The organism is Geomonas oryzae (genome assembly GCF_004117875.1).
GTDB classification, from domain to species: Bacteria; Desulfobacterota; Desulfuromonadia; order Geobacterales; family Geobacteraceae; genus Geomonas; species Geomonas oryzae.
In genome coordinates, this window is the sequence record NZ_RAHW01000001.1 from 989905 (window position 1) to 1002553 (window position 12649).

The 12649-nt window shown below is 64.6% G+C and carries 4 protein-coding genes and 1 tRNA gene; all 5 read right to left on the bottom strand.

Annotated features, from left to right (window positions below):
* Nucleotides 1-50: 50 nt before the first annotated feature.
* Nucleotides 51-127, bottom strand: a tRNA-Pro gene (locus D6Z24_RS04400).
* Between the two features lie 142 nt (nucleotides 128-269).
* Complete coding sequence (locus D6Z24_RS04405) at nucleotides 270-2876, bottom strand: DUF7933 domain-containing protein (RefSeq protein WP_129125306.1); 2607 nt, start codon at nucleotides 2874-2876, stop codon at nucleotides 270-272.
* 128 nt (nucleotides 2877-3004) lie between these two features.
* On the bottom strand, nucleotides 3005-9820 hold the full coding sequence (locus tag D6Z24_RS04410) for an OmpA family protein (RefSeq protein ID WP_129125307.1): 6816 nt from the start codon (nucleotides 9818-9820) through the stop codon (nucleotides 3005-3007).
* A 19-nt stretch (nucleotides 9821-9839) separates the two neighbouring features.
* Nucleotides 9840-11099 (bottom strand): hypothetical protein, encoded by a 1260-nt coding sequence (locus tag D6Z24_RS04415; RefSeq protein ID WP_129125308.1) that lies wholly within the window; start codon nucleotides 11097-11099, stop codon nucleotides 9840-9842.
* Nucleotides 11100-11152: 53 nt separating this feature from the next.
* Complete coding sequence (locus D6Z24_RS21930) at nucleotides 11153-12616, bottom strand: hypothetical protein (protein ID WP_129125309.1); 1464 nt, start codon at nucleotides 12614-12616, stop codon at nucleotides 11153-11155.
* Nucleotides 12617-12649 lie beyond the last annotated feature (33 nt).

The following is a 12649-nucleotide window of genomic DNA, read 5'->3' on the forward strand; positions in this document are numbered from 1 at the left end:
AACCACAACGAAAAAGGCCCTTGGATTTCTCCAAGGGCCTTTTCAATAAATGGTCGGAATGAGAGGATTCGAACCTCCGACCCCCTGCTCCCGAAGCAGGTGCGCTACCAGGCTGCGCTACATTCCGGCTTTGAAACTCTGACGGGTCAATCAGGAGGAGAGATATAACAGCTTTCCCGCCTCTATGTCAAGCACTTTGAAAGGGTCAGGGGTGATTATTCACTTTTTTCTATCTCCGACTCTGCCAATACCTTGGAATCACGTCGTTGTTACTTCACTTTCACCCGGTATTGCAAGGTGAAGCTCCCGCCGGACCGGATGTTGCCGGTCATCGGGATGCGCCAGCCGGTGACGTTGCCGTCGTACCCGAGCGGCGCGCCGCCTGCGCCGGTCGCCGGTAGATAGGTCCAGGTCGCACCTTTATCGCTCGAATACTGCGGCGTCCCGAGCGACACGCCGGATGCAGGTGCGCTGTCGGTGAAAGCGAAGGGTGTGCCGCCGCCCAGGAAGAGGGAGGTGTAGGGACCGAGATCATCGGTGAGGACAACGTTGCTTCCGGCGCCGCTGCCGCTGTTCACCAACTGGATGGTGTAGATGACGTCCTGTCCCGAGTTTACGTTGGCGCGGTCGGCGGTCTTGAGGATCGATATGAGCGGCATCGCGGAGACGCTGACGGCGGCGGAGGCGCTGGTCCCGGAGAGAGAGAGGGGACCGGTGGCGAGAGGGGCGGCGGTGGTGTTTGTCAACGTTCCGGTGCTGGTTGCGGTTACGTTCATGGTGACCTGGCAACTGGCGCCGGGTACGAGTGACGCCGCGGAGAAGCGGACACCGCCGTCGTTCGCGGTGATCGGACCGCCTGAGATGTTGGTCACGCTGCCGCAGCCCACAGGGATGAAGGTTGTGCTCGTGTCGCGCAGCACCATCCCGGCGGGGAAGCTGTCGGTCACGCTGACGCCGGTCAGGGGGGCTGCGTTGGCGGCCGGGTTGGTGAGAACGAGCGTGAGGCCGACCGGTGCACCGGGGGCGACATTGGCGGAACCGAAGGATTTCGCCGTCGCCGGAGGGGCGAAGACGTTGAGCGTGGCGCTGGTGCTGCTCGTGTCGAGTCCTCCCCCTTGGCCGCTGAACCTCGTGCTGTTGTTGAGGTAGGAGGCCGCCGCATCGCCGCGCACCGTCGCGCTGAAACTGCAGGTCGAGGTGCCCTGGGTCATCGCTCCGGATGAGAGGGCGACGGACGCGGCGGTGTAGGAGGGCGTGCCGCTGCAGCCGGTGCCGGATATGCCGGTGACGCCGGTCACCGTGAGCCCCGCAGGGAAGGTGTCCGTGAAGGCAATGGTAGACTGGGCCGGTTTCGAGGTCGGCTCGTTCAAGACGTTGAAGGTCAGCGTGCTGCTTCCCCCAACCGCTATGTTGCCGCTCGTGTAGCTTTTCGTGAGCGTCGGGCGCGGCGTGTTGGTGAAGGTGCAGGTGAGTTCATCCCCCGCCTTCGGCGCGAAGGTGTAGCTGGCGGCGAAAAGCCGGCTCGGAAGGCTTGCTGCGGGGGTGGCACCCGTGCCGGTGTACGCGTTGCTGCAGGTGAGGGTCGCCGCGTATTTTGAAGCTACGGTGGTCCCCGCCGACTTCACGTCGTTCAGGGTGAGTGCGGCATCCGGGGAAGAGTTGAACACGGTGCTGACGCTGCTCAGGGTGCCTGAGGTGGTGGCCGAGGCGGTGCCGGAAAGGGTGCCGCCCCCGGTTGCGCTTACCGTGAACTGGTCCCCGGTGCTGATGCGACCGGCAACGTTTTTCACCAAGGTGATGCGCGGACGCTTCATGTTAGTGACGGTGCAGGCCGCACCACTGTTTGTGGTGTTCAGCGTGGCGCTGATGCTGCGGTCCGCGGGGCTTGTGCTTAGGGGGGGGCTCCCGGCGACCGGCGCGCAGCTGATCGCGGCGGTGCTGTCCCAGTCGCCGCCGGCAGCCGTTTCGGTTATGGTGAGGGTCTGGTCGGTCGCTAGGGCGGCGATGAAGACGCGTGCCGTCTCGTTGTCGCGCAGGGTGAAGCTTACGCTGTTGCTTGCGGTGGCGACGGTCGACGGAGTATAGGTCCCCCCGGTGGCGGAGGTCCCAGACAGGGTGGCTCCGGTGAGAACGATCACCTTGGAGCCTGCCGGGCCCGTGGCGGTGAAGGTGAACGCCTGGGTGCTGCCGTCAGGGACGGTCTGCTTGGTCACGTCGACGAACGCGCCGCTATAGACCGAGACGTTGCCCGCTACGGTGGCGACCCCGGCATTGCACTTGGACGGTGAGCCGTTGCTGACGTCGCCGGGGCCGGTGCAGACGTTTCCGGGGTTTTGCCAGTAGGTCACGACGTAGGGGATCCTGAGGGCGCCGGTGCTGTCACCGGTACAGAGAACCTTTATCTCGTCGACGGTCGTGGTGAAGTTGGCCCCACCCTTGAAATCGCCGCAGCCGTCTCCGTCCAGGTTGAGCCACGGGCTCGGGGTGGTGGGGAAGGTGGCTACGGAGCAGATGTTCCCCGGAGTGGTGTCACGCGGATCGTTTCCCTGCTGCCCGACGAAGAAGCCGACGTCGTAGCGGTCGGTGTTGGTGCCGGAGAGCCCGAGTTCCACCTTGAAACGGAAGTCGCCCCCCAGGGTGCAAAACGGTGGGGTGTTGGCCTGAGCCGTGAACACGGGGGCTATGGTGAATTCCCCGGCGGTGCAGTTAAGGCCGCCGGTGCGGTAGCCGACGCAGGTCTGATCCTGCCACGCACTGGTGGTGAGAGCCTGACCGAGGGAGGGCGCGGCCATGACGCAGAAAAGAGCGGCAAGGGAGGCGCGACGCCATGATCGTAACCCGGAATGGCTTTTTTGTTTGTGGAAACATTTGAGCATCTACTTCTCCTACAGGTAAAGCCGCGAGGGAGCCCCTTACCCGGCCTGAGGCCGCCCTCGCGCGCTTCCCAGTCACAGCTTATATGCGCAGGGACGGAGGGCGAGGGGGTAACGACGGTCTGCTGGTGTTACTCGCCGCGATTCAGCGCGGCCAGCCCTTCCTTCACGCTGTTCTGGTCGAACTTGAAGCGGAACTGGACGAAGGGGCCTTGGGCTGTGTAGTTCGCGGCAGAGAAATCCGCATCGCGGAAGCCGAGCAGGTTGTAGCCCAGGCTGAGCCACGCGTTCTGCATCACGTTGCAGCCGACCGAGGCGCCCAGGCTGTAATTCGCCTGGCGGGCCTGCCAGTTGTGCAGCACCGAGCTGCGTATCCCGATGTCCCAGGTGTCGCTCAGGTCGTGGCGCCCCTCGATGCCGATAAGATCGGTGTAGCCGCTGAAATCGTCGTCGTCCAGTTGTTCCAAAACGTACTTCGCGCCGTACTGAAGCGAAAGCTGGTTGCGCTTGTCCGGGCGGAAGTTCGCGTTCAGGTTGTTGATTATCCTTTTGCCCTGGGTCGAGCTCCCGCTGCTCTTTGCGTCCTTGAAGGTCAGGTCGAGGCGGTCGAGCACGATCCAGCGGGTGACCGGCGGCCGGTACGCCATCCCCAGCCGCAGATCGGCATCGGTGGTACGGGAACCGTCGATGCCTCTGGTCTGCAGCACCTGCAGCCTTCCGGTCCAACCCCAGTAGAGTCCCTGCTCGTTGGTGAGTCCGGAGATGAGCCCCCATTTGTCTTCGCTCTCCCCGTCGCGGTACTCGATCCGGTTGGACCACAGGAGTCTCTTCTCCTGGTAGGTGGCGCCGAGCGATACGGCGCTGAAGTCCTCGCCGCCCGAGGCGCTGGGGACCTTGGCGTCGAACTGGTAGCCGGTGCTCCTGCGGATGGTCTGGTTGCGGTCGAGGCCGCCGTCGACGGACCAGAAGCTGTTCACCTGCCACCTCTGGGCAAGTCCTACGGTAGCGAAGGTCCTCTGGTCGTTTTCTTTGCGGTCGCTGCCGACCGAGCTCGAGAAGGTCCCGCCGGTCCAGGGGGTGGATTTCATCCCGACCCTGGTGGTGTTGGTATCCGAGGTATCGCCGCTGGTGAGTTCCTGCTGGGCGAAGAGCAGCAGCGACGGCATGACCTGGAAGTCGGCGCCCAACACGGTACGGGTAGGATAGTCCGCGTTGTTGTTCTTGCTAAGCAGTGCCTGCTCATGCTCGGCACGCAGGGTCAGGCGCTGGTTCAGGGTCTTCCAGCTTCCCCCCACGGTACCCAGCACCGAGGTGGCGTTGTTGCCGCCAGCCAGGGTGTCGTTGGCGTAGCGCAATCCCGCTTTCCCGGTGAACTCCTTATCGGCGTAGCCTGCCTGCGCCTCGACAAAATCCCTGATGCTGTCGCCGATCAGGTTGTACTGGCGGTAGAACTGGCTTTCCAGGGTGAACCTCTCGCTCAGCCGGTAGCTTCCCTCGGCGCCGAACTTGCGGGTGCCGGACTCGGTCCCCTTCTGCTGTCCCAGGCCGAACCCTTCCTGCTGTTCACGGTAGTACGCCTTTCCCTCGAGCTTCTGATCGATGTGGGTGATCTCCGCCAGGTAGGCGTTGCCGCTCTCCTTCTCCAGCGGGGTGTCGCGCCTGGACGTGGCGATTTCGGCGCGCGCCTTGGTACCCGGCCCGACGTTCATGCTGGCGTCGGCGCCGTAGAGCGTGCTGTCCCCGCTTATGTGCCCCTCGCGGATGTAGCTTCCCCCGATGCGCAGGTTGCCGTCCATGAGCTTCACGCCGGCCCGCCCGCCGTAGGTGAGTGCTTCGCCGCCGGCATCGTTCACCTCGTAGTCGACGACGATGTAGACCGGGTTCAACTGGTCGTCCTTGCTGAAGACCGGGCTCTTGAAGAAGATGGTCCCCGCTTCGTAATCGATGCTGTAGTCGATGAACCGGGAGAGTGTGCGGCTTTCGACCACGCGTTCGCTGTGGAAGCGGTCGCGGGATTCGATGGCGATCTGCTCGGAGTTGATCACCAGTCCTTTGCGGCTCAGGCGATAAAGGCCGGAGGTGCCGTCGCCGCGCAACTCGTCCTTGACGAAGGACTGGCCGGTCTCGCTGCCGAAGGCGGTCACCTCATATTCCCTGGAGCGGTATTCGGTCTTCACTCCGTTCAGCCTGCGGCTGTAGCGGGAGAGCTCGGTGACCGACAGGCCGGTGTCGAAGTCGCCGAAGACGGCGCTGAACTGGTCGCGCTCCACCTTCAGGAAGAGTTTCCTCTGGCTGGAGGCGTCGTAGGCCTGGGCCGTCGCGTCGCCGTAGAGCGTGTAGAAGGCGTTAGGGTCGATGTTCTGGAACAGCGAGTTACCGTTCGGACCGGTGCTCTTCTTGGCGCTGTCGTAGGACATGGTGAGGAGCCACTCCCCCTTGATGCTCCCCTTGGCGTAGAAGGCGAGGCGCTCGTCGTCGTAGAGGTGCTCGTCGGCCCCGGCATCCTTTAGGTTCTGCATGTGGCCGGTCACGGTATTGTAGCCGACGGTCCCCTCGGCAAGGCCGACCAGGATCCAGTCGCGCATCTTCGGTTTCACGTAGGTCTCCACATCCAGGGTCGCCTTGTTGTAGGAGAGCTGGGTGCGATACGCGCCGCTTGCGGTAACCGGCTGGAACTTGATCCACCCCTGGGCATCCACCGAGGCGAGGCCGCTGCCTGCGCTGACCGCGATGGTGCCGGGCTCGATGTAGGGGCGCAGTTCACCACCTTTGAGCACGAGCTGGGCGTTTGCCGGAACCGGCTTGCCGTCCTGGTCCATGAGCTCGATGCGCACCATGACCGGGGTCCTGCCGTCGGCGACGTTACCGTCCGCCGAGACGAGGCGCAGGGCGGCGATCTCCCCGGTTCTGATCACTTTCACGCTCTGGTCGAAGCGGGCCGTGCCGAAGGTGTCCGTCCCCTTGAGCTGGAGGACGTGCTCGCCCTTGTCACCGAAGTCCAGGCCGATGTAGGTGTAGAGGCTCTTGTCGCTCTCCCTGTCTTTCAGCTTGAAGCCGATCTTGTCAGCCGGGATGGTCTGACCGTCCAGGATCAGTACCGGGGTGAGGGCCGAGTTGAGCACGACCTGAACCGCGTTGATCTGAGAGGCGAGCACGGTGCCGTCGGCGAGGGACAGGATGCCTTCCTTCTCGGTTACGTGCAGGTCGTTCGACTTCTCTTGGCCGGCAACGGCCTTTCCTTTGGCGACTTTTTCCTCGAACTCGACGCTGGTCTCCTCGTTCGTTTTCGCCGGGGTCTGTGCAGCCTGGGGCTGCGGCGCGACATCGGGGCGGTTGATCTCTTCCATGCTGTCGGAGAGTTCCGCAGTGGCGCTCAGCGTCTTAATCGCCTTTCCGGCGGCGTCGCAGATCCGGATGGTGACGTTGGTGTTGGAGTTCTCCTCCTTGACGTCGGGGTCGAGGAGCGACTGCAGACGCAGGTCGAATTTGCCGTCCTCCGGGAGCTTGTCGAAGTGGTACACAAGCTCGGTGTCGGTGACCTTGGGGTCGGCGGTTTCGCTCGCGCACAGGCGGGAGGTGCCGTTCATGTAGAGGAGGCTCTTCGGAAGCGCGAGGTTCACCGTGACGTTCTTGAGCGCCTGGTCCATGCCGGCCAGCTTGATGCGGTGGTGCACGACACCCTCGTTGAGGGCCGCGTAGAGCTCGACGTGCTCGGCCTTGAGGGCAGCGGCTGCGGCGGCGGCAGGTGCGGCCTTGGCTGTCGAGGCTGTCGTGGCTGTCGTAGCTGTCGGACTGGTCGGACTGGTCGGACTGGTCGGACTGGCGGCAGCTGCAGCTGCAGACGCTGCCTGGGCTGCCTGGGCTGCCTGGGCTACCTGGGCTACCTGGGCTACCGCTGCCGGTACGGTTGTGGCGGCCGGTGCGGGTGCAGCCGCACTTGCCACCGCAGGTGCGGCGGCCGGTTTGCTCCCGGCCAGCGGCTGCTTCTTCACGCCGCTTCTGTCTTTCACCATGGTCACCCGGCTGGTCTGCACCTGTCGGGAGAGCGAAACCTTCACTTCCACACGACGGTTCTGCGCGCGCCCGGCTTCGGTCCGGTTGCTCGCTACCGGCTCCTTCTCGCCCCGCCCGGTAAGATAAAGCGCCTCAGGCGGAAGGTGCAGCGCGGCGGTCAGGTAACGCCCGACGTTCTTCGCGCGTGCGAAGGAGAGGACGGTGTTGTCCGCATAGACGGCGCGGCTGCGCGGGGAGATGCGGACCTGGTCGGTGTGCCCGGTCACGTCGATCCGGTCGATATTGTATTGCTTGAGTAGGTCGGCCAGCGCTGCGAGCTGCTTGCGGTCCTCTTCGTTCAGTTCGGCGCCGAAGGTCGGGAAATGCGGGCGCAGCACCATCGGCGGCAGCGAAACGCGGCTCTCTTCACGCACGAGGGTAAGCATGTTGTCTGCCTCGGGGGCGACGACATCCTTGGCGTCGGGGGCGTCGAAGGTGAGGGCCGCCCTCGTCTGCAGTGAACCCGGAGCGGCACCATCGATGCCTGCCTTGAAACGCAGCTCTTTGCTCCAGGTCGCGTCGGCTGCACCGAGTTCGAAGACGAGGCCGTTGCCGGTGATCTCTGGATCGCTTTGTGGCATGCCGCTCAGGTTGCTGCTTCCCTTGCGGTAGATCACCCCCTGCGGCAGGGTGACAGCGAGACGCAACTTCTGAAGGGGCACACCAGCGGCCTGCATCGGTATCTGGTATTCGATGACCTCGCCGCTTTGGGTGCTGATCATCTCCAAGGCAACCTCGCCCTGGTACCTCGGATCCTCGTTCTGCGGGGTGGACGCGTTGGACGCGGGGGGGCCGGTGACTGCTGCGGGCCCGTTGGGCACTACAGTAGGTGCCGCGATCGGCGCTGCGGTCGGTGCTGCGGTCGGTGCTGCAGTCGGTGCTGCAGTCGGTGCTGCGGTCGGTGCTGCAGTCGGTGCTGCAGTCGGTGCTGCAGTCGGTGCTGCAGTCGACGAGGGGGTGTTGGCCTTGTCGCCCAGCCGGGAGAGGTAGAAGTCGGTGCGCCACATGGTGCCGCCTTGCAGCTCGGCGAACTGCGAGTAGGCACGCCCGGCGAAACGGCTGTTCTTCTCGCACTGCTGCACTTGGTAACCCTCTGGTAGTGAGTCGATGTCGAGCTGCACTACGTGCGTGCCCGAGGCCACTCCCTCGAAGTGGAACATGCCGCGCTTGTCACTCACCACGAAGGTGCCGTCCTCGAGGTAGATCCCGACTCCTTCCATCCCCTTCTTGTTGTCCTCGGGGTTCTCGCCGCAGGCGCCCACGAAGACGCGCCCCATGATGATGTTGCGGCTCTGCATGAACGGCTCCTGCACCGTTACGGAAGCGGTGGCCGGTGTCGCGCCGACGGCTGGTGTGCTCGTGGCGGAAGCGATGTTCACCGCGGTGCCTGGTCTCGCGCTTGTCCCGACCACGACGACATAACGCAGAAGTGCGGTGGTTTTCGGAGCGAGGTCCCCGATCCTGAAGGTCAGCGTGCTGCCGTCGGCGGAGATCGCGGGATCTGCTACGGCGGAGCCGTTCAGACGGACGGACCCCTTCTGGTAGCGGAACCCGGCGGGGAGCTTGTCGGTGATCACGGTGTTGAAAACGGTGCCGACCGAATCGGTGTTCTGCACCGCGACGTCGTAGCTCAGGTACTCGCCGGTGGAAACAACGCTCTTGCCGGCACTCTTCTTAAGCCAGAGGGTGCCGATCTTCGGATCGATCGGGAGGTCGACACGGATCGCGGGGCCCGCCGGTACCACGAAGACCTCACCGCGCGACCCCGGCTCCAGGATCTTATACGGCGCCCCGGAGAGGGTTTGCAGCTTCGCGGTGTCGACGGTGGAGGGGGCGGTGTAGCGGTCCGGCGTCGTTACCTTGAGGATGTAGTTGCCCGGAGCGACGTAAGGGAAGCGGTACCCCCCCGGGCTGAAAGCGTAGGTTCTCCCCTCGCTGTCGTGGGCGATGCCGCCGGATACGACTTTGTTCGGGAAGAGGTTGCCGGCGACGCCGTTGTCGCCCAGTACCGTAGCGCCAAGCCCGGTGCCGGCGTCGATGAGCTCAACGGTTACCCCGTCGACCGGTCGTCCGGTAACCGAATCGAAGACGATACCGAAGGGGTCGACGATGGCGGCAGCCGCAGAGCTGTCACTGCCGTCCATCTTGTCTACATACCGCGCCTTTATGTCGGAGGCCTCGGCCACGCTGAGAACGCCGTTGCCTGCGACTCCCGCCTGGGACGTGGTCTGGATGTAGCCGACGAAGATGCCGGTATCGGGACCGGTTTCCGTGAGCAGCAGGGTTTCGCTGTCGCCGGTAGCGGGATCGGTAATCGTCACCTTCACACTTTCGGCGCTTTCCCTGTCCAGGTTCTGGTCCGGATCGGTGATCCTGACGAAGAGGGGTTCGCCGGCGTGGAACGTGTCGGACGCGGATAGCTGCACCGGCGTGGAGAGGTCGATGGTGCTCTCGGTTCCGGAGGTGACCGGTGCGGCGAGCTTGGCGAGCGTGCCGGTCGCGTCGTAGAAGGAGGTGGCTGGGACGGTGACGCTGCTCGCACCTGTCACGCCTGGGGAGTACTTGAGGAACTCCGCGGTCGAACTGGTGCGTGCCATCACCGTCACAGTTACCTGGGTCGCAACTTCCGGAAGCTGGCTGCAACTGAAGGTGGCGCGGTTCACGATCCGGTCGCCGTTGACGGCGGCCAAACCCTCCCTTCCCCCGAACATCAGGAGAAGGGAGAGGATGAGAAGTGTCAGCGAGGCAGGGATGAGGCGCAGCTTCGGACGCAACTCGAGGGCAGCCCGCGGCGCAGACGCACCGCGGCGAGGCCGGCGACTCTTAGCGCCGGCAAGCTCCCCGGCCCGAAGGCCGGGGAGACTGCTCAAGATGTTGCAGATCCGTTTCATCATCACGCTGCCGTTATGCTCCCTACTTGATCTTCACGCGGTAAGCCACGGCGACCCCTTTGCCGATCGGGATGGTTCCGGCGGTGGTGGCGTTGGCGCCATCTCCGACGTTGACGATCAGGTTCGGGGAGTTCACCGCCACGTAGCTCGCCTGGTTGGCGCCGATGGCGCCGGCGGCGATGGTTGAGGCGACGGCGTTGGTGTCGATGTAGAAGATCGGACGGGAGCCGGTGTAAGCCGGCAGCGGATCGGTCACGTAGGCGGTCGGTATGTGGTCCGAGACCGCGCACGTGGTGAGGTCGAAGGTGCTGGACCCGCTGTTGGACACCTCGATGACGTACTCGATCACGTCATCCGGTTTCCCGGTAACCCCGCCGGTGAAGTAGGGAAGCGAACCCGCGCCGGTGTTCCCCTCGATGGAGGAGTTGTAGTGCGGGGTACCGCTGCCGGTGACCGGCGACGTCACGTTCCTGGAGTACTTCTGGAAGGTGATGGTCGGCGGCGTGGAGGTCCACTTGTTTGCCGGCGCGGTGGTGGCGGAATTGGTCGGGAAGTTGGTGGCCGTGACCTCCGCCTTCACCGTGGTGGTGATGTCCAGGCCGAGCGTGGCGATGGTGCCGGGCTTCGCGGTGAGGGTCACCTCCTGGCGCTCGCCTATCTGCACGCCGGCACCGAGGACATCGGCCGGGGCGATCGCCTGGGTGTTGGCCCAGTTGATGGTGAAGGTGTTGTTCGCCGAGTTGTACTGGGTCGAGGTCACCTTCGGGGTGTAGGTGTGGCTGTTCACCGTGAAGACGATGATGTCGTTCACGGCGATGCCGTTCACCTCGGCGTCGGCGGTGACGGCGCCCCCGATCGGTGCCGGGACCACGATGGAGGTGGTGGTGCCGGTGCCGGCGGTGATGGTCGCTCCGAGTTTGATGCTGGTGCCGCCGGTAACGGTTGCACCGGTGGTGTTGCTCGCAGCCGCCACGGACGGCGTGACGGTGTAGTCAGCCGGGCCGTTTGCGGACGAAGTTACCGTGACGGTGTTCGAGATGGCGGGGGTGTCGGGGCCCTGGTAGGCGCCGCTGCCGCTGGTGATGGTGACGTTGGGGAGCGACGGCACCAGGTCGACCTTGACCGTGACCGAGCTCTCGGCGGTGAGCCCCCCGTTATAGGAAAGGACCGCCTTGTTCACGATGGCGGTATTGGCGGCCGTGCTGGCGAACGCAGCCTGGGCGCACAACACCGCCGTAGCGGCCAGCGCGGGCGCCAGCCACTTCTTGCCGAAAAACTTCATGGGATGCCTCCTGCGGCGTCCCGGTCACCATGGCGACCGGGACGCCCGAACGGTTAGTCGATCCTGACCTGGTAGAGGATGGTGTAGGTATCGAGCCAGGTGCCGCCGTTTGCTTGGCACGCGCTCTGCGTCGACTGTGCTCCGTTGCTGCAGGAGGGCACGGTGCCCCCGTTGCCCTGGGTCGAGGTGTCACCCAGGTAGAAGTTGATCGCCTTGGTCGCCGCGGTTCCGGCTGCGTCGCCGAACCCGGTCTTGATGGCGGTCGGCTGGGCATCAGCGTCCACTGCGGTGGTGACCGCTACGGTTTTGCCGAGGCTGTCGGTGATGGTGGCGAAGACGCTGCCGCCCGCTTTGTCACCGTAGGTGTTGTGGGTGACGAGGGTGGTGTAGGCCGGTACCGCGTCCTTGATGCTCACCATGGCCGCCTGGCCGCCGTTGTTCTTGACGGTGATGCGGTATTCCAGGATGTCCTGCGGATTGCCGGTGGCGGTCCCGCCCCAGGTAGTGTTGGCGACGTTGCGCACCTCTTTCCTGATGGAGAGCTGGCTGCGTTTATAGAAGCCGGCGGTGCAGGTGAGGTCGGTGCTGTTGCTGCCGTTGGTGGCGTTGACGGTGTAGCCGACGTATCCGTCAGCGGTCACGCTCGACGCGCTGGCTTTTACGTCAACCTGCACCAGCACCATTTCCCCTACCGGCACACCAAGGGTGGGGGCGGTAGCCGGGGTGGTGAAGGCCGGGGCAACGCTGCCGCCGCCGAAGGTGAACGAGGTCCCGTTGAGGGTCACGGTGGTGTTTTCATAGGCGGCGAGCTTCAGGTAACCCTGCACCTCCGCCTGGGTGTCGGAGAGTTTGCCGCTGGTATAAGCGGTGGTGCCGTCAGCGTTCGCATGGGACGCCGGGGTGCCCTGGAATACTTCGGCTACCTTGAAGGCGCGCTTGACCTTGCCGCCGACCGGGCCGATCTCGACGAGGACGATGTCGTTCGCTGCGAAGCCGTCCAGCGAGCCGCCCGGGAAGAGGAGAGTCTGGGAGTCCTTGACGCCGACGGGGATGGCGCTCCCGAGTATCCTGGATGCGGGGTTGGTCGCCTCGACGCCGCCGTTGTAGGTGAGGGTCGAGTAGGTCCTGGTGATGTCCGTTACGTTTGCGGTGGTGCTGGGGGTGTTGTCCCCCATGGTGAGGCTGTAGGTGTCCGCGCCGTTGGCGGTTGCGCTGAGGGCGTAGATCGCGGAAACGGTGCCGCCGGAAACGGTGTCGACGGAGGCCAGGCAGCCAAGGCCGGCGACGGTCCCGCCGGAGGGGGCGGTGGTCGCGTTGAGCGCGGATTTGACCAGGTTTACCGTGGTGGTGGTGGAGGCTGCTGCGGTGAAGGTGTTCTTGCCGCTGGTGTCGCTGTAGGTGACTTCGACTACGTTGACCACTTTAGCGCCGGCGGAAGTGTTGGCGAGTGCCGTAGCGGGAACGGCGGCTGCCGCCACGGCGCTGAGCGCCAGGACGGCAAAGAGGTTGCGTTTCATAAGATCTCCTTTTTGTACTGCATCATTTCAATA